The organism is Enterococcus sp. AZ171 (genome assembly GCF_051714005.1).
In the GTDB taxonomy this organism is placed as follows: Bacteria; Bacillota; Bacilli; order Lactobacillales; family Enterococcaceae; genus Enterococcus_B; species Enterococcus_B pernyi.
Genome location: NZ_JBIORA010000001.1, coordinates 1,736,952 through 1,755,098, shown reverse-complemented (window position 1 = coordinate 1,755,098; position 18,147 = coordinate 1,736,952). Strand labels below are relative to the sequence as shown.

13 protein-coding genes and 2 pseudogenes are annotated in these 18,147 nt (G+C 39.9%); 11 read left to right on the top strand and 4 right to left on the bottom strand.

Features of this window, described 5'->3' with window-relative positions; translation table 11 throughout:
• Positions 1–249: 249 nt before the first annotated feature.
• The 5 genes from hemW (at position 250) to dnaJ (ending at position 6,741) form a co-directional block, all read left to right on the top strand.
• Positions 250–1,431 (top strand): radical SAM family heme chaperone HemW, encoded by a 1,182-nt coding sequence (gene hemW, locus IGJ49_RS08520; RefSeq protein ID WP_349519635.1) that lies wholly within the window; start codon positions 250–252, stop codon positions 1,429–1,431.
• Positions 1,432–1,663: 232 nt separating this feature from the next.
• Positions 1,664–2,707: a heat-inducible transcriptional repressor HrcA gene (gene hrcA, locus IGJ49_RS08515; RefSeq protein WP_023519830.1), complete on the top strand. Its 1,044-nt coding sequence runs from the start codon at positions 1,664–1,666 to the stop codon at positions 2,705–2,707.
• Between the two features lie 79 nt (positions 2,708–2,786).
• On the top strand, positions 2,787–3,335 hold the full coding sequence (grpE, locus tag IGJ49_RS08510) for a nucleotide exchange factor GrpE (RefSeq protein WP_010735217.1): 549 nt from the start codon (positions 2,787–2,789) through the stop codon (positions 3,333–3,335).
• Positions 3,336–3,390: 55 nt separating this feature from the next.
• A complete protein-coding gene (gene dnaK, locus IGJ49_RS08505; protein ID WP_010735218.1) occupies positions 3,391–5,220 on the top strand; it encodes a molecular chaperone DnaK in 1,830 nt (609 codons plus the stop codon).
• Positions 5,221–5,574: 354 nt separating this feature from the next.
• Complete coding sequence (gene dnaJ / locus IGJ49_RS08500) at positions 5,575–6,741, top strand: molecular chaperone DnaJ (protein WP_010735219.1); 1,167 nt, start codon at positions 5,575–5,577, stop codon at positions 6,739–6,741.
• A gap of 28 nt (positions 6,742–6,769) precedes the next feature.
• On the opposite strand, the gene IGJ49_RS08495 is transcribed toward dnaJ, so the two are convergent.
• Positions 6,770–7,468 (bottom strand): HAD family hydrolase, encoded by a 699-nt coding sequence (locus tag IGJ49_RS08495; RefSeq protein ID WP_438723110.1) that lies wholly within the window; start codon positions 7,466–7,468, stop codon positions 6,770–6,772.
• 10 nt (positions 7,469–7,478) lie between these two features.
• Complete coding sequence (locus IGJ49_RS08490; protein WP_023519826.1) at positions 7,479–8,255, bottom strand: DeoR/GlpR family DNA-binding transcription regulator; 777 nt, start codon at positions 8,253–8,255, stop codon at positions 7,479–7,481.
• A gap of 226 nt (positions 8,256–8,481) precedes the next feature.
• On the opposite strand from IGJ49_RS08490, the gene lacG reads away from it, so the two are divergent.
• The 5 genes and pseudogenes from lacG (at position 8,482) to IGJ49_RS08465 (ending at position 13,563) form a co-directional block, all read left to right on the top strand.
• Positions 8,482–9,882: a 6-phospho-beta-galactosidase gene (gene lacG, locus IGJ49_RS08485; protein ID WP_010735222.1), complete on the top strand. Its 1,401-nt coding sequence runs from the start codon at positions 8,482–8,484 to the stop codon at positions 9,880–9,882.
• A 16-nt stretch (positions 9,883–9,898) separates the two neighbouring features.
• Positions 9,899–10,210: a PTS lactose/cellobiose transporter subunit IIA gene (locus tag IGJ49_RS08480; protein WP_010735223.1), complete on the top strand. Its 312-nt coding sequence runs from the start codon at positions 9,899–9,901 to the stop codon at positions 10,208–10,210.
• An 18-nt stretch (positions 10,211–10,228) separates the two neighbouring features.
• Positions 10,229–11,513, top strand: a pseudogene (locus IGJ49_RS08475) (PTS transporter subunit EIIC); the annotation flags it as partial.
• A 77-nt stretch (positions 11,514–11,590) separates the two neighbouring features.
• Positions 11,591–11,911 (top strand): annotated as a pseudogene (locus IGJ49_RS08470) (lactose/cellobiose PTS transporter subunit IIB); the annotation flags it as partial.
• Between the two features lie 20 nt (positions 11,912–11,931).
• A complete protein-coding gene (locus IGJ49_RS08465; protein ID WP_438723108.1) occupies positions 11,932–13,563 on the top strand; it encodes a glycosyl hydrolase 53 family protein in 1,632 nt (543 codons plus the stop codon).
• Positions 13,564–13,623: 60 nt separating this feature from the next.
• On the opposite strand, the gene IGJ49_RS08460 is transcribed toward IGJ49_RS08465, so the two are convergent.
• A complete protein-coding gene (locus IGJ49_RS08460; RefSeq protein ID WP_019723724.1) occupies positions 13,624–14,361 on the bottom strand; it encodes an amino acid ABC transporter ATP-binding protein in 738 nt (245 codons plus the stop codon).
• 1 nt (position 14,362) lies between these two features.
• Positions 14,363–15,952, bottom strand: coding sequence for an amino acid ABC transporter substrate-binding protein/permease (locus tag IGJ49_RS08455; protein WP_309296177.1), 1,590 nt, complete (start codon positions 15,950–15,952; stop codon positions 14,363–14,365).
• 198 nt (positions 15,953–16,150) lie between these two features.
• On the opposite strand from IGJ49_RS08455, the gene uvrB reads away from it, so the two are divergent.
• Positions 16,151–18,145, top strand: a complete 1,995-nt coding sequence (gene uvrB / locus IGJ49_RS08450) for an excinuclease ABC subunit UvrB (RefSeq protein WP_019723722.1) — start codon at positions 16,151–16,153, stop codon at positions 18,143–18,145.
• The last annotated feature ends 2 nt before the right edge of the window (positions 18,146–18,147 follow it).

Here is an 18,147-nt window from a genome sequence, read left to right as displayed (position 1 = left end):
GAAAAACTAATCCAAGAAACCGATTCTTGGATTTTTTAGTGGATTTGTTTGTTAAATACGTTTAGTATGCGTATATAAGAGGTCGTGAAAGTGCCGGTTAGCTCCGATGACAATAAGAAAGCAATTTTTAAAACAGCTTTTCATGTTTTGAAAATTGCTGGCTTATTTCAAGGAGTTGGCACTTGAACACCGTTTAAAGAGTGGTCGAAAAGCGGTACGACTTTTTGACGTAAGGAGAAAGAAAAAACAATGAAAGAAACAAACAAATCCGCAGAACATAAGGTTTCTGCTTATATCCATATTCCATTTTGCGAACATATCTGTTATTACTGTGACTTTAATAAAGTGTTTCTAGAAGGTCAACCAGTGGATGAGTATGTCGAAATGCTACTAAAGGAAATGGCGATCATGATGGAGCGTCGTCCGGTGAATGAATTGGAGACGCTGTATGTTGGTGGTGGAACGCCAACTTCTTTATCGGCTAAGCAGCTCGATCGACTATTGTCTGGTGCCAGAGAGATCTTACCTTTTAATGAAGGAAAAGAGTTTACGGTGGAAGCGAATCCTGGTGATTTGACCAGGGAAAAGCTACAAGTAATGAAGAATTATGGGGTCAATCGTTTATCGATGGGGGTCCAGACCTTTGATAATCGCTTATTAAAGAAAATTGGTCGAAAACATACGGCGGAAGATGTCTATGAAACAATGCGATTTTTAGAGGCGGAAAATTTTTCAAATGTCAGCATTGATTTGATCTATGCGTTACCTGGGCAGACGTTAGAAGGCTATCTTGATACTTTGGAGCGGGCATTAGCCTTAGAATTACCTCATTATTCTCTTTATTCATTGATTTTAGAGAATAAAACGATGTTTATGAATTGGGTTCGACAAGGTCGGTTGCAATTACCAGATCAAGAGACGGAGACACGGATGTTTGAAGAAACGATTGCGGCGATGGAAAAACACCAACGTCATCAATATGAGATCAGTAACTTTGGTTTAGCTGGTCATGAATCGCAACACAATTTGATGTATTGGAATAATGATCACTATTTCGGTTTTGGCGCAGGGGCAAGTGGCTATTTGGATCATACGCGATATCGAAATAAAGGTCCGATCCAACATTATTTGCGTCCGTTACGTGAAGGTGAGCTACCGGTATTAGAACGTGAAGAGTTATCTCGTAAAAATCAAATTGAGGAAGAGATGTTTCTTGGTTTAAGAAAAAAGGTGGGCATTGAGAAGCAACACTTTTTACAGCGTTATGGTCGATCGATTGAATCGTTGTATCAATCTGTCCTGGATGAGTTAGTAGCAGAAGAGTTGTTAGTGAATGAAGAAGACCGAGTATATTTGACACAAAAAGGAACTTTTTTGGGAAATAATGTCTTCGAACGGTTTTTATTGGATAAGGACTTGATAAACGACTGAATGATTGTTTAAATTTTTTATAACAACGAAATAAAAAAACGATTTGATCATTTTTTTTATGATTAAAAGACTGATATGACGGTATTTTAAGCAAGTTGACAATTGATTAGCACTCTCGGTGGCAGAGTGCTAAAAAAGTGGGTTCTTTTCCTTGACACTTTTTAGTCTTCTTGCTATATTTATAAGTGGGTTAGCACTTAGAAGCTAAGAGTGCTAATGAGAGGTGAGAAAGATGTTAACACAGCGACAAAGTGATATTTTACGTCTGATCATCCAAAACTATACGAGTAGTGGGGTGCCCGTTGGTTCCAAAACGTTAATGGCGGAAGGAGTCGAGGCAAGTCCAGCGACGATCCGTAATGATATGAAAGCTTTAGAGGATGAAGGTCTACTTTTAAAGACACATTCTTCTTCTGGACGTATACCGTCTGCGCTAGGTTATCGTTATTATGTGGATCATCTGTTACGACCTGCTCGTGTAGCAAATGATGATTTGCACCAAATTCGACAGTCTTTAAACAAGGAATTCCATGAAATCAACGAAATCATCAAACAATCAGCTGAGATTTTATCTGAGTTGACTAGTTACACTACTTTTTCGTTAGGACCCGAGATTAAAGATCGCCGTTTGACCGGTTTTCGCATCGTGCCATTGAACAGTCGTCAGGTGATTGCGATCGTGGTGACTGATAATGGGAACGTTGAAAGTCAGGTTTTTACTCTTCCTGAAAACTTAGGTAGTCAGGACTTAGAAAAAATGGTTCGTATTGTCAATGACCGTTTGGTAGGAGATCCGTTAGTGACGGTATACAACAAATTACGCACGGAGATCCCAATGATCTTGCATAAATATTTTCAAACAACGGAAGGGATGTCAAATCTCTTTGATACGGTATTGAGTCATGCGTTTGAAGATAAAGTTTATGTGAGTGGCCAAATGAACTTATTGGATTATGAACCGTTGCAAGATGTGGATCAGTTCAAGTCAATGTTTTCATTTATGACAGATTCCTATGAACTGACACAGATGATCGTACCGATGGATAGCAAGATACATATCAAAATCGGTTCGGAAATAGGCAATGACCTATTGCAAAATATGAGTATGATCCAAGCGAGTTATGAAATCGTCGGCCATGGACGTGGAACCATTGCATTGCTAGGACCAACTAGTATGCCATATTCCAAAATGTTAGGCCTTGTCGATGTCTATCGAAAAGAATTGGCGCACAAACTCGCTGATTATTATCGCACACTTGATCGCTCGGATTTTTAAACAATCACAAAAGTGACTGATCGTTTTTTCGATTTGAGCGATCAAGCATCTGACTGAATAATGAAAGGAAGACTGCATCATGAAAGAAAACCATGAAGAATTAGATCAGGAATTGAATGATACGCAGCTAGATCCAGAAACGGAAGAAGTAGAAGTTTCAGAAGTGGAAGAAGAAGCAAATGAACTTGCAAATCTCCAAGCTGAATTTGATGAAATGGAAGACAAGTTTTTGCGTGCGAGAGCAGAAATCGCTAATATGGCAAATCGTGGTAAAAACGAACGAGAGCAATTGCAAAAATATCGTTCACAAGATTTAGCCAAAAAATTATTACCTTCGATCGACAACTTAGAACGTGCTTTAGCAACAGAAGTATCTGATGAGCAAGGTGCAAGTTTGAAAAAAGGTGTCGAGATGGTTCTTGAAAGTTTGAAACATGCATTGAAGGAAGAGGGAATCGAAAAAATCCCTGCAAAAGGTGAACCTTTTGATCCGACATTGCATCAAGCAGTTCAGACCGTGCCAGCAACAGATGAATTACCTGCTGATACGATCGTTGAAGTGTTACAAGAAGGCTATAAATTACATGACCGCGTATTGAGACCGACAATGGTTATCGTTGCGCAATAAAGTCATGATGGAATAGAAACAAACAACTTAGTAATAAGATAAGGAGACGTTGATTATGAGTAAAATTATCGGAATTGACTTAGGTACTACAAACTCAGCAGTAGCTGTATTAGAAGGAAATGAAGCAAAAATCATTGCAAACCCAGAAGGAAACCGTACAACACCTTCTGTTGTGTCATTTAAAAATGGTGAGATCCAAGTAGGGGAAGTAGCAAAACGTCAAGCAGTAACAAACCCTAATACGATTTCTTCCATCAAACGCCATATTGGTGAAGCTGGTTATAAAGTGGATGTTGAAGGTAAATCATATACACCACAAGAAATCTCTGCAATGATCTTACAATACATTAAAGGATTCGCAGAAGATTATTTAGGCGAAAAAGTAGAAAAAGCAGTTATCACTGTTCCTGCATACTTCAACGACGCACAACGTCAAGCAACTAAAGATGCTGGTAAAATTGCAGGTTTAGAAGTAGAGCGTATCGTCAATGAACCGACTGCGGCAGCGCTAGCTTATGGTTTAGACAAAACAGATCGCGATGAAAAAATCTTAGTATTTGACCTTGGTGGTGGTACATTCGACGTATCGATCCTTGAATTAGGCGATGGCGTATTCGACGTATTATCTACTGCTGGAGACAACCATTTAGGTGGAGATGACTTTGATAACAAAATCATTGATCATATGGTTGCTGAATTCAAAAAAGAAAATGGCATTGACTTAGGTCAAGATAAAATGGCTTTACAACGTTTGAAAGACGCTGCTGAAAAAGCGAAAAAAGATCTTTCAGGTGTTTCAAGCACTCAAATCAGCTTGCCATTTATCACAGCTGGCGATGCTGGTCCATTGCACTTAGAAATGACATTGACTCGTGCAAAATTTGATGAATTGACAGCTGACTTAGTGGAACGTACGAAAGTTCCTGTACGTCAAGCATTGAAAGATGCTGGTTTGTCACAATCAGAAATCGATGAAGTGATTTTAGTCGGTGGTTCAACGCGTATTCCTGCGGTTGTTGAAGCTGTAAGAAAAGAAACAGGAAAAGAACCAAACAAATCAGTAAACCCAGATGAAGTTGTAGCGATGGGTGCGGCAATCCAAGGTGGCGTGATCACTGGTGATGTAAAAGACGTTGTTTTACTAGACGTAACACCATTATCATTAGGTATCGAAACGATGGGTGGCGTATTTACAAAATTGATCGATCGTAATACGACAATCCCAACAAGTAAATCACAAGTATTCTCAACAGCTGCGGATAACCAACCTGCGGTAGATATCCATGTATTACAAGGGGAACGCCCAATGGCTGCGGACAATAAAACATTAGGTCGCTTCCAATTGACAGATATTCCAGCTGCACCACGCGGTATCCCTCAAATCGAAGTAACATTCGATATTGATAAAAATGGTATCGTAAATGTATCTGCTAAAGATCTAGGTACACAAAAAGAACAAAAAATCACGATCAAATCTTCTTCAGGTCTAACAGACGAAGAAATCGAACGCATGGTGAAAGATGCTGAATCTAATGCAGAAGCAGATAAAGCACGTAAAGAAGAAGTGGATCTACGTAACGATGTCGATGCATTGCTATTCTCAGTTGATAAAACCTTGAAAGAATTAGAAGGTAAAGTTGACGAAGAAGAAGTGAAAAAAGCTGAGGCAGCTCGTGACGAGTTGAAAGCTGCAGTAGAAGCAAACAACATCGAAGAAATGAAAACAAAACGTGATGCGTTGAACGAAATCGTGCAAAACTTGACAGTTAAATTATATGAACAAGCGGCACAACAACAAGCTCAAGAAAATCCTGAAGCTGCCCAAGGCGGAGCGGATGATGTCGTAGATGCTGATTTTGAAGAAGTCGATGACGACAAAAAATAATCAGTTCATTTAGTTTCACTTAAAGAGATCAAGTCCCGCTTAGAATAAGCCGAAGAATTCGAAAATAGCTTCTCATATTTTCGCGATTCTTCGGCTTATTTCCGAGGGAATAATCTTGTATCACTTTATTTTATAGAGTTTAGAAGCATCGCTAGTGTAAAGAAACAAGTCATCAATTATGATTTTTCTTTGGATCAAGAAGAGAAATGTTTTCTTTTCTTCATGCCATAGAAATCAATGATCGATTTTTTCTTCTTTAGTCGATACTTCGAAATTTCCGGTTTTTGTTTCGATCAAAGTGTGATATGATAACAAACGACGTGGAAATGAAGAGAACCAATAGGAGGAAAGCCTATGGCAACAAAACGTGATTATTACGAAGTCTTGGGGCTGTCAAAGGGAGCTTCAGAAGACGAAATAAAAAAAGCTTATCGAAAGTTATCAAAGAAATACCATCCAGATATCAATAAAGAGCCTGATGCTGATGAAAAATTCAAAGAAGTTTCCGAGGCTTATGAGATTTTAAGTGATCCACAAAAACGTGCGGCTTACGATCAATACGGACATGCCGGAACTGATCCTAATTATGGCGCAGGTGGCGGCGGCTTTGGTGGCTTTGGCGGCTTCTCCGGTGGTGGAGCTGGCTTTGGTGGATTTGAAGATATTTTTGATTCGTTTTTTGGCGGTGGTGGAAGATCTGTTGATCCAAATGCCCCTCGTCAAGGATCAGATCTACAATATACAGTCAATTTATCCTTCGAAGAAGCAATCTTTGGGGTAGAAAAAGAAATCAAATACAACCGTGAAGAAATATGTCACACGTGTAGCGGAAATGGTGCAAAACCAGGAACACAACCGACGACTTGTCATAAATGTCATGGTTCTGGAACGATCAATGTGGAACGTCAAACGCCACTTGGTCGTGTGATGAGCCGCCAAACTTGTGATGTGTGTCGAGGCACTGGGAAAGAGATCAAAGAACCATGTCCAACTTGTCATGGCTCTGGTCATGAGAAGAAAGCACATACGGTCAAAGTGAATGTACCAGCCGGTGTGGAAGAAGGACAACAAATGCGCTTAGCAGGACAAGGTGAAGCAGGCGAAAATGGAGGCCCATTCGGAGATCTATATGTGGTCTTCCGAGTAGAAGAAAGTGATATCTTCGATCGCGATGGCTCAGAGATCTATTATGAGTTACCATTAAGCTTCGTGCAAGCGGCATTAGGCGATGAAGTACAAGTGCCAACTGTTCATGGGGATGTCAAATTGAAAATCCCTGCTGGTACGCAAACGGGAACGAACTTCCGTTTACGTGGCAAAGGAGCGCCGCGTTTACGTGGTGGTTCTACAGGGGACCAACATGTACGTGTGAAATTGATCACACCTAAAAACCTCAATGAGGAACAGCGTGAAGCTTTACGTGCGTTTGCTAAAGCAGGCGGCATGCATGTTCAAGAGCAACAAGAAGATGGTTTTTTTGATAAAGTAAAAGATGCGTTTGGCGGAAAAAAACGTAAATAAATACAAAAAAAGATAGACGATCATACGTCTATCTTTTTTTTGATGAAGTTGCAGTGGAGAAGAAATTGAGATAGAAATCATCAAAATTCTCTATCATACCATCTTTTCTTAGTTCTTGATCGGAGAATAACTGGCGATTTTTTCCAAATGGATCAATGGCGATGATCGTACCGATATTTGCACGCTTGGCTGCTAAAAGTCCAGAATAAGCATCTTCAATGACCAAGCAGTCTTTTGGTTCAAGAGCCAATTTTTGGGCAGCTTTGATAAAGATATCAGGTTGTGGTTTACCTGGAAAAGTATTATCATCGTAAACGACTTGGTCAAATTCAAACCATCGCGCTAAATCGAAAATCTCGAAATAAAATTCAACGTTTTCTTTGACTGTCGCTGTAGCGATGGTGATCGGGATATCCTCCTCTTTCAATATATCCAAAGTACCGATCAATCCCTGCGTAAGCACTAAATCATCCGGTTTTTCTAAGCAAAGAGTGCGATAATATGCCTCTTTCTCGTTTGATAGTTTCTCGACTTCTTCCTTAGATAAAGTAGGTGAGATAAAATAATTCAATATCTCGCTATTGGTACGTCCATGGATATTTTTAACAATGTCTTCATCAGAAAGCTCTTTTTTAGAATAATGATGGATCATTTGGACCCAAGCCGCTTCATGTAAATGGGAGTCTTGGAACATCGTCCCGTTAAAATCAAAAATAATTCCTTTCATACGTTCACTCCTAAAGTTCATTTTCTAGCGATTCCGCTAATTTTATTTGGACATATTGCGAATAATGATCTTTCACATGTGACTTGATGTGTGGATCAGTAATCAATAAATCGAAATCATGTAATTGATAAAAGATATAAAAGTCATCGCGATTAAATTTTTGGTGATCCACTAATAAGTATTTATTTTTCGAATGGTTCAATGCAATTTGTTGGGCTTCGCCTTCTTCAGTACTATAGGTTGAGATTGCTTCATTATGCACACCGTTAGCGCTGATAAAAGATTTGGTGAACTTCAGTTTTCTGAGGTTATCGTTGGTGATGGGGCCGACAAATGCACCAGTGTTTTTTCGAAAATCGCCACCGATCAACAAAATTTCGGGAACTTCTGCTTGGGCTAACACTTCAAAAACGGCATAATTATTCGTAATGATCCGCAATTTTCTGTGGATCAAGTGAGAAGCTAATAACTCGATCGTCGTTCCTGGGCCCAAAAAGACTGTATCGCCTTCATTGATCAACTGTGCAGCAGTTGCTGCAATCTGTTGCTTTTCTTTGATTTGCATGACTGATTTTTCTGTATGTGATAATTCTTGGTCGAGGGTATAGGTAAGACTTTGAGCCCCGCCATGGATACGCAATAATTTTCCTGACTTTTCTAGCTCATCCAAATCTCGACGAACGGTCATATCAGAGACATTCAATTGTTCGATGATCTCACTGACCGTTAAAATTCCTTTTTTATTCACCATCTCACTAATTGTTAGTAAGCGCTCTCTTTTTAACATCTAATCACTCCCAATTCACAAATAATCTACCATAGAATAGAATGGAGGTCAACAAAAACAAACATGTGCAAACAAAAATAATCAACCTAAACAAACAATTGCCACTTTTATTTTAAATAAATGCAATTTTTTGATTGAATTTGTTTGTTTTTGTTGACAAATGTTTTGGATGCGATTACAATTCGTGTTGTCATATAAATTAGTAGACAAGAAGGTAGGGGAAGAGATGCTGAAATTACCAGAAGATTTTATTTTTGGCGGAGCAACAGCGGCATACCAAGTAGAAGGTGCAACAAAAGAAGGCGGAAAAGGTGAAGTTGCTTGGGACGAGTTTTTAGAGAAACAAGGAAGATTCAGTCCTGATCCGGCAAGTGATTTCTATCATCAATATGAAAAAGATATTGAATTATGTGAAAAGTTTGGTGTGAATGGGTTACGTTTATCCATTGCGTGGAGTCGTATTTTTCCTGATGGAACTGGGAAAGTCAATGAAGAGGGTGTGGCATTTTACCATAAGGTCTTTGCAGCTTGTGAGAAACATGGTGTACTTCCTTTTGTGACGCTCCATCATTTTGATACTCCGAAAGTTTTATTTGATCAAGGTGATTTTTTAAATAGAGACAATATAGAAGCATTTGTTGCATATGCAAAATTTTGCTTTAAAGAATTTAAAGAAGTGCGTTACTGGAGTACCTTCAACGAGATTTATCCAGTGGCAACGAATCAATATTTATTAGGGATTTTTCCACCAGGAATCACCTATGATTTTACCAAAATCATTGCTTGTTTGCATAACATGATGTATGCGCACGCAAGAGTGGTGAACTTGTTCAAGGACGAGGGATACGCCGGTGAAATTGGTGTGGTTCATTCCTTAGAAACGAAATATCCTGCATCGGACGCTTTGGAAGATCAACATGCAGCATTCTTAGATGATGCGTTGTCGATCCGTTTTCTCTTAGATGCCACTTACTTAGGATATTACTCTGATGAAACATTGTCAGCACTTGCTGAGATTTGTGAAGCGAACGACGCAAGTTATGAGTTTCCTGAAGAGGATCTGGCGGAGATGAAGCGTGCCTCACATCGTAATGATTACTTGGGGATCAACCATTATCAATGCCACTTTGTCAAAGCGTATCATGGAGAGAATGCGATCCATCATAATGGCACAGGGGACAAAGGAACTTCTGTTTATAAAGTAAAAGGAATTGGGGAACGGATCTATAAAGAAGGGATCCCTCGAACGGATTGGGACTGGTTGATCTATCCAGAAGGGTTATATGATTTATTGTTACGTATCAAGGAAGATTATCCCCACTACAATAAAATCTACATCACTGAAAATGGGATGGGATTCAAAGATCAGTTCGATGATGGTGTGATCATGGACCAACCACGGATCGAATATTTGAAAGTTTATTTAGAATCATTGAGCCAAGCTATATCTGCTGGAGTCAACGTGAAAGGCTATTTCCTATGGTCGTTAATGGATTTGTTCTCTTGGTCAAATGGTTACAATAAACGATACGGACTCTTCTATGTCGATTTCGAAACACAAAAACGTTACCCTAAAGAGTCCGCCTATTGGTACAAATTCGTCAGTGAAACAAAAACAATCATTTAAGTTGGAGGAATGGAAGATGAATAAAGAAGAATTGCAAATGTTAGGTTTTGAGATCGTGGCTTATTCAGGGGATGCACGTAGTACGTTACTCACATTATTAAGAGAAGTACGTCAAGGGAAATTTGATCGTGTGGAAGAAGCCTTGAAGGATGCAGATGAGAATTTGACATTAGCCCATAATTCACAAACGAAGATCTTAGCAGAAGAAGCTTCAGGAAAAGATATGGATATGGGATTTATTTTTATCCATGGACAAGATCACTTGATGACTACTTTATTGCTAAGAGATTTGATCCAAGATTTTATTGAGTTATATAAAAACAAATAATCACTAGGAGTGAAAAGCATGAATGGGATCATCAAGCAAATTGAAAAAGGCAAACCGATCTTTGAAAAAATCTCACGTAATATATACTTAGGTGCGGTCAGAGATGGATTCTTGACGGCTATGCCTGCAATTTTATTTTCAAGTATCTTTATTTTGATTGCGGCAGTTCCTGAGATTTTTGGTTTTCAATGGCCAGAAGGAGTATCGACCTGGTTATGGAAAATCTACAATTATTCGATGGGGGTCGTGGGCATATTAGTTTCTACAACTACTGCACGTTGTTTAGCTGAATCGATGAATCGGAGAATGCCGAAAAATAAAATCATCAATACCACATCGGTGATGCTTGCTTCTTTAGTTAGTTTCTTATTGTTGAGTGTCTCACCGATCGAAGGTGGTTTTTCAACGGAATATATGGGGACGAAAGGATTACTTGCTTCGTTCATCGCTGCATTTATTACTGTAAATATTTATAAGTTTTGTGTACGAAAAGATATTACGATCAAGATGCCAAAAGAAGTGCCAGGAACGATTTCTCAAACGTTCCGCGATATTTTTCCATTTTCATTTTCGGTCTTTGCCGCCGTGTTGGTCGACTTAGCTGCACGTAGTCTTTTTGGCATCTCTTTTGCAGAAGCCATCATCACTTTATTACAACCACTATTTACAGCAGCAGATGGCTATTTGGGGATAGCCGTGATCTGGGGTGCTATGGCATTTTTCTGGTTTGTTGGTGTGCATGGCCCATCGATTGTTGAACCAGCGATTGCAGCGATCATTTATGCGAATGTCGAAACCAATTTACAACTGTTTAATTCTGGGGAACAAGCTTCACATGTATTGACTGTTGGTTTAGGAAATTTTGTCGGAACGATGGGTGGAACAGGTGCGACTTTAGTCGTGCCGTTTATCTTTTTGCTGTTTGCAAAATCCAAACAGTTAAAAGCCGTTGGTAAAGCTTCAGTTATTCCAGTCAGCTTTGCTGTGAATGAGCCGTTGTTGTTTGCGGCACCGATGATTTTGAATCCGTATTTCTTTGTTCCGTTTTTATTGACACCGATTGTAAACGTTTGCTTGTTCAAGTTTTTTGTTGATGTGTTTGGAATGAATAGTTTCATGTATGTCTTACCTTGGGCAACGCCAGCGCCGATTGGACTAGTTTTGGGAACCGGCATGGGGGTTTTGGCGTTTGTATTAGCAGCCGTCTTGATTCTCGTCGACTTTGCAATCTACTTCCCATTCTGTAAGGCGTATGATGCAACGTTAGTCGAGCAAGAAGCACGACAAGCAGAACAAGTAGCCATGCAAGAAAACGAAACAAAAGTGACTGTGACGATTCCGGCGAATGAAGTATTGGCAACAGAAGCGAGTTCTTTGGGTGATTCAGGAAAAGAAATCAATGTATTAGTTTTATGTGCAGGTGCAGGTACAAGTGCTATGCTTGCAAATGCCTTAAAAGAAGGAGCAAAAGAATTTGATGCACCAATCAGTGCTTTAGCAGGTGCTTATGGTTCTCATTACGAGATGATGGAAGACTTTGATATGATCGTCTTGGCGCCGCAAGTCCAATCTTACTATGAGGATATCAAGGAAGACACAGATCGTTTAGGGATTAAATTGGTTGCCACAAAAGGTGCAGAATACATTGGTTTGACAAGAGATCCTGAGAAAGCTGTTCGGTTTGTTTTAGATCAATTTTAAATCAAAGGAGAGATCGTTAAATGAACAAAGTAAAAGGTTGGCGAGTGTTGGTTGTCGGATTATTTGTTTCATTAGTCAGTGTAGTATTAGGCACAAAGCAAGTGGAGGCAAAGGAATTGATACGAGGAGCAGATATCTCGATATTAGCAGATATGGAAAAATCTGGTGCAGGATATTACGAAAATGGTGTGAAAAAAGATGCATTACAGATTCTAAAGAACAATGGCGTCAACTATGTTCGTTTGCGATTATGGCAAGATCCTTATGATGATCAAGGGAACTCATATGGTGCAGGCACGAATGATTTGAAAACAACGATTGCTTTGGCGAAACGTGCGAAAAACCTAGGATTGAAAGTGTTACTTGATTTTCATTATAGTGATTTCTGGGTGGACCCTGGCAAACAAAACCTACCGAAAGCATGGGAAAACTATAGCTTTGAGCAACTTGATGCAGCCTTATACGGTTATACGAAAAGTGTATTGACAGAAATGAAAAACAATGGCGTATATCCTGATATGGTCCAGATAGGTAATGAATTGAATAGCGGCATGCTTTGGCCACATGGGAAATCATGGGGGGAAGGTGGTGGCGAGTTTGATCGATTAGCCACTTTCTTGAAGTCTGGGATTCGGGGAGTAAAAGAAACACAACCAGTCGACACGCCGATCATGCTACATTTAGCTGATGGTGGAGATACAGATGTATTTACTTGGTGGTTTGATGAGATTACAAAACGTGGGGTGGATTACGATTTGATCGGCCTGTCCTATTATCCTTATTGGCATGGCTCGATGAATGCCTTACAAACAACAATGAACACGATCAGTGCCAGATATGATAAAGAAGTCAATGTGGTAGAGACTGCGTATGGACACACAACTGCCAGTGCGGATAGTATGCCCAATGCTTTTGGACCTGAACAGGAAATTGCAGGAGGCTATGCGGCAACACCAGCAGGACAAAGAGAATATTTGAATGATTTGGTGACCCGTATCCAAACCGTGCCAAATGAGAAAGGAAACGGATTCTTCTACTGGGAACCTCTATGGTATAACGGCAATGTCTCTTGGGCAACAGCTGCTGGAATGAACTATCTAGGCGTACAATCTCAAACAGGAAATGAGTGGGACAACCAAGCGATGTTTGATTTCAATGGGCAAGCACTTTCCAGCTTAAAGGCGTTTCAAGAAGCCGGGAGACAGCAAAATCTTCTGAAAAATCCTAGTTTTGAAAATGACGGTTTCACGAACGCACCGTCCAATTGGTCGGTGTGGCGAGGCAATGGTGCAGCAATCGATACATTGAAAACTGAAACTGGTGGGTTTTCCGGAACGTATAAAGCAACCTTTTGGGATGATCAAGCGTATCAAATGTCGATATATCAAACGGTTAATGGATTAAGCAAGGGAACCTACACATTAACTGCTTATACTATGGCAGGCGGCGATTTGACCACTAGTCAGGTGTATGTCAAAAATCATGGTGGGAAAGAACTGAAGACTTCGATCACTAAAAGTGGCGAGTGGACGAAGGTAACGATCAAAGATATCCCGGTTACTTCAGGCACGAGTGAGATTGGCATTTATGTTGATGTAAAAGCGCAAGGATGGGTATCGGTGGATCATGTAACATTCGTTAAAAATCAATAGTAAAAAGCCCCTAAGGACGCTTGGTTTTTCCAGACGTTCTTAGAGGCCTTTTTTAGTCGATCAGATATCTAATACTTTATCCAAGAAATCTTTCGTTCGCTCATTTTGCGGATTTTCAAAGATTTGTTGTGGTGTGCCATCTTCAAGGAAGTTGCCGCCATCTATAAACATGACACGGTTAGCGACTTCTTTAGCAAAGCCCATTTCATGTGTCACGATGACCATAGTCATTCCTTGTTTCGCTAATTTTTTCATGACATTCAATACATCGCCGACCATTTCTGGGTCCAAGGCTGAAGTAGGTTCATCAAAGAGCATGATATCGGGATTCATAGCTAATGCACGAGCGATAGCAACCCGTTGTTTTTGTCCACCAGATAAGTTATCTGGGTACATATCTTTTTTGTCTTCTAAACCAACTGTTTCTAACAATTTGATTGCTTTTTTCTCTGCTTCCTCACGAGAGAGTTTCTTTAGATCCATCGGTGCTAAAACGATGTTTTCCAACACAGAAAGATGTGGGAAAAGATTGAAATGCTGGAATACCATGCCAATATGTTGTCTTACTAAGTTGATATCTGTGTTTTTATCCATCAAATGAGCACCATCAATGATGATATCACCGGATGTCGGATCTTCTAAACGGTTCAAACAACGTAAAAAAGTACTTTTACCTGAACCAGAAGGTCCGATCACACAAACAACATCGCCTTCATTGATCGACACGTTGATGTCGTTCAAGACAGTGTTGTCTCCATATTTTTTTACAAGATGTTCGACTAAGATTTTTTCTGTCATCTTATTTCACCTTCTTTTCTAAAACTTTCGCGAATTTCGTCAATGCAGTGATCAAGATCAAGTACATTACTGCGATGATCAAGTAAACATACGTACTTTGAGTGGTCCGAGCAACGATGATTCGTCCAGTTTGTAACAACTCGACCACACCGATCGCTGAAATGATCGTCGTATCTTTCAATGAGATCACGAATTGGTTGACAAACGATGGAATCATGATTTTAAATGCTTGTGGTAAAATGATTTTTTGCATCGTACGGTTATAAGACAGACCTAAACTTCGTGAAGCTTCCATTTGTCCTGTTGGAACTGCATTGATCCCACCACGTACGATTTCAGCGATATAGGCACTCGCGTTCAAGGTCAATGTAATGATCCCTGCAATAAAGTCAGGAATCGTAAAGCCGACGATACTTGGTAGACCGAAAAAGATGAAGAAAGCAAGTACCATCATCGGGATTCCACGAATGATATCTACATAGATGCTGGCAACTGTTCGTAAGGCGCGGATCGGTGCAACACTGAAAAGACCGAAGATTACGCCGACAACTAAAGCTAGTGCAAATGAAATCAAGGTTAATAGGATCGTTTGCCATAAGCCTTTCAATAGCGCTTTGTAATTGTTTTGGATCAAGCCAGTCAATGTCGATTCATCAACAGCTGGTGCTGCTGCACTTTCATCTGTAGAGATGTATTGATTGATGATCTCATCATATTGACCTGTTCGTTTTAATTCTTTTAATCCTTCGTTGAACATTTGTAATAATTCAGGATTTTCTCCTTTTTTCACTGCGAAACCATAAGAGCCACCAGTTTCTCGTTCGATCGGCGTTTCTAATTCCTGACCATTTTTGATCGCATAACCGATTACTGGATAGTCATCCATCATTGCGTCAATTGCTCCGACTCTCAAACTGTCATATAGTTGATCTGCAGCATCGAAATATTTGATTTCGTAGCCATATTTCTCTTGGTTAGCGACCAAGAAATCTGCACTTTCGGTACCGACTTTCGCACCGACTGTTTTTCCATCTAAGTCTTCATAAGACTTGATCGAAGTATTGCCTTTTTTGACTGCGATTTGGATACCACTTTGGAAATAAGGGTCTGAAAAATCAAACGTTTTTTTACGTTCATCTGTAATCGTCATCCCCGCGATCATTCCATCTGCTTGTCCAGATTCCAATGCTTGTAACGCAGCAGAGAAACCGCGGAAGTCCATGCGGATATTGAACCCATGCATTTCTGAGATAGCTTCCATTAAGCTGACATCGATCCCCACATATTCGCCATCCGCATTTTGATACTCGAATGGAGCGAAGGCCGAATCACTTGCAATCACATAAACGTCTTTTTTAGGTTCTATTTTTTGCATCGTCTCGCTAGTTGCTGTAGTCGATTGCGTCTCATCAGCTTGCACAGGCGTGTGCAGAGCGAATGTAACAAGTCCTGTCATTATGAAAAGGAATGTCTGTAACATGTTTCTTTTTTTCATAAATAACCTCCTATATAAATTTCGATAATTTCCATATTTAACTATTATAGGCGAAAAGATATTCCTAACACAAGATTCCAAGAAAAAATAATTCAAAAAAGTAGCAGTTTATTACATGGTATGTAAGAAAATGTGACATGTAATAAAAGAAAGAGATGAACTATAAGATCTGAAACTTTCAATTGGCGAAAGTATGTTCGCCGTGATATAATAGAAGAACAAGGAATGCCTTTGCTTTCCTTTTCTTTTTTTTGATGAAATGAGAGAAGGAATGAACGAAAAGGAGGACGAAAAATGATTGAAAGAGATACCTCCCGTCATTTCGAGTTGGTGTCAAAATACCAACCAGCCGGCGATCAACCAGAAGCGATCAAGCAGTTGGTCGAAGGTGTAAATGAGGGTAAAAAAGCGCAGATTTTATTAGGTGCGACCGGAACAGGGAAAACCTATACGATATCTAATTTGATCGAAAAAGTAAATAAACCAACTTTGATCATTGCACATAATAAGACACTAGCTGGCCAATTATATGGGGAATTCAAAGAGTTCTTTCCGAATAATGCGGTCGAATATTTTGTTTCTTACTATGATTATTATCAACCAGAAGCCTATGTACCTTCGAGTGATACGTACATTGAAAAAGATTCAAGTGTCAACGATGAAATCGATAAATTGCGTCATTCCGCCACAAGTTCATTGTTAGAACGAAATGACGTGATCGTGATTGCTTCGGTTTCTTGTATTTTTGGATTAGGTTCACCATTCGAATATCAAAAACAAGTCGTGTCGATCAGACAAGGTGCGGAGATGGACCGTAATCAATTGATCCGAGATCTAGTCAGCATCCAATTTGAGCGAAACGATATTGATTTTCAGCGCGGTCGTTTTCGAGTGCGTGGTGATGTCGTGGAGATCTTTCCGGCTTCACGTGATGAGCGAGCATTACGCGTGGAATTTTTTGGTGATGAGGTCGAAAGAATCCGTGAGGTGAATGCGTTGACAGGTGAAGTATTAGGCGAAACAGAGCACGTCGCTATTTTCCCAGCCACTCACTTTGTGACCGATGACGATCATATGGAACATGCGGTCGCAAATATCAAAGCAGAACTGGAACAACGCTTGACTGTGTTACGTAATGAGAACAAATTACTAGAGGCGCAACGCTTAGAACAACGGACGAACTATGACATCGAGATGATGTTAGAGATGGGCTATACTTCAGGGATCGAAAACTATTCACGTCATATGGATGGTCGTAAAGAAGGCGAACCGCCGTATACGTTATTAGATTTCTTCCCTGAGGATGCGCTGATGGTCATTGATGAATCTCATGTGACGATGCCACAGATCCGTGGAATGTATAACGGAGACCGTGCGAGAAAACAAATGCTAGTCGATTATGGCTTCCGCTTGCCATCTGCACTAGATAACCGTCCTTTGCGTCTAGAAGAATTTGAGAAACATGTCAACCAGATCGTCTATGTTTCAGCTACTCCTGGACCTTATGAGTACGAACAAACAGACACAGTGGTCCAACAAATCATTCGACCAACAGGATTATTAGACCCAGTCATCGAAGTACGACCGATCATGGGTCAAATCGATGATCTAGTTGGTGAGATCAATGAGCGGGTCGAAAAAGATCAACGGGTGTTCGTGACCACGTTGACGAAAAAGATGTCAGAAGACTTGACCGATTACTTCAAAGAGTTAGGGATCAAAGTGAAATACTTGCATAGTGATATCAAAACATTAGAACGAACAGAGATCATTCGCGACCTTCGTTTAGGTGAGTTCGATGTATTAGTTGGTATCAACTTACTACGTGAAGGATTAGATGTCCCTGAAGTATCGTTAGTCGCTATTTTAGATGCCGATAAAGAAGGGTTCTTACGAAGTGAACGTTCGTTAGTCCAAACCATCGGACGTGCGGCACGTAACTCAGAAGGTAAAGTCATCATGTATGCGGACAGAGTCACTGATTCTATGCGTTTGGCCATGGACGAAACGTCAAGACGTCGTAGTATCCAGCAACAATACAATGAGGAACATGGTATTGTTCCGAAAACGATCATCAAAGAAATCCGAGACTTGATCTCGATTACGAAAGAATCAGAAGATGATGCAAAAGAAACGGTACAAGTTTCTTATGAAGAGATGACAAGAGAAGAAAAAGCAACACTATTGATGAAACTAGAAAAAGAAATGAAAGATGCAGCGAAAGCATTGGATTTCGAGACCGCAGCCAATGTGCGTGATATGATTCTTGAATTAAAAGCATCTGAGTAGGG

Bases quoted from the DNA above. Each gene is read 5' to 3' on its own strand.
- hemW (WP_349519635.1), top strand. From the start codon at position 250: ATGAAAGAAACAAACAAATCCGCAGAACATAAGGTTTCTGCTTATATC.
- hrcA (WP_023519830.1), top strand. From the start codon at position 1,664: ATGTTAACACAGCGACAAAGTGATATTTTACGTCTGATCATCCAAAAC.
- grpE (WP_010735217.1), top strand. From the start codon at position 2,787: ATGAAAGAAAACCATGAAGAATTAGATCAGGAATTGAATGATACGCAG.
- dnaK (WP_010735218.1), top strand. From the start codon at position 3,391: ATGAGTAAAATTATCGGAATTGACTTAGGTACTACAAACTCAGCAGTA.
- dnaJ (WP_010735219.1), top strand. From the start codon at position 5,575: ATGGCAACAAAACGTGATTATTACGAAGTCTTGGGGCTGTCAAAGGGA.
- IGJ49_RS08495 (WP_438723110.1), bottom strand. From the start codon at position 7,468: ATGAAAGGAATTATTTTTGATTTTAACGGGACGATGTTCCAAGACTCC.
- IGJ49_RS08490 (WP_023519826.1), bottom strand. From the start codon at position 8,255: ATGTTAAAAAGAGAGCGCTTACTAACAATTAGTGAGATGGTGAATAAA.
- lacG (WP_010735222.1), top strand. From the start codon at position 8,482: ATGCTGAAATTACCAGAAGATTTTATTTTTGGCGGAGCAACAGCGGCA.
- IGJ49_RS08480 (WP_010735223.1), top strand. From the start codon at position 9,899: ATGAATAAAGAAGAATTGCAAATGTTAGGTTTTGAGATCGTGGCTTAT.
- IGJ49_RS08465 (WP_438723108.1), top strand. From the start codon at position 11,932: ATGAACAAAGTAAAAGGTTGGCGAGTGTTGGTTGTCGGATTATTTGTT.
- IGJ49_RS08460 (WP_019723724.1), bottom strand. From the start codon at position 14,361: ATGACAGAAAAAATCTTAGTCGAACATCTTGTAAAAAAATATGGAGAC.
- uvrB (WP_019723722.1), top strand. From the start codon at position 16,151: ATGATTGAAAGAGATACCTCCCGTCATTTCGAGTTGGTGTCAAAATAC.